This window comes from Maritalea mediterranea (genome assembly GCF_021568695.1).
GTDB classification, from domain to species: Bacteria; Pseudomonadota; Alphaproteobacteria; order Rhizobiales; family Devosiaceae; genus Maritalea; species Maritalea mediterranea.
In genome coordinates this window covers 1-237 of sequence record NZ_JAKGTI010000015.1, presented here as the reverse complement: position 1 = coordinate 237, position 237 = coordinate 1, and the positions used below count along the sequence as shown (strand labels likewise).

Sequence of the window (237 nt, the reverse complement as noted above, 5' to 3'; positions counted from 1 at the left end):
CCCCGGGTGGAAATACCGCGCACCACCATCTCAGAGCCACGTTTCATCGCATCCACCAAGCTGGGCTCATCTGCTGTAGAGGCCAACCACCCCGCGTCCTGCTCACTGTCCGTGACCATTGGATAGGCTTTGCCATCCACGGTGGCGCTGGCTTCGGCACCTGGCTGATAGGGATAACCGATCAAGGTCGCCACCTCATTGCGTTTGCCCGTGCCCATGCGATGGGTCACCAAAAAG

1 protein-coding gene is annotated in these 237 nt (G+C 59.9%); it reads right to left on the bottom strand.

Annotation, left to right across the window (positions count from 1 at the left end):
* On the bottom strand, positions 1 to 237 hold a 237-nt coding region (locus L1I42_RS16185; RefSeq protein WP_500796434.1), incomplete at both ends, for an invasion associated locus B family protein.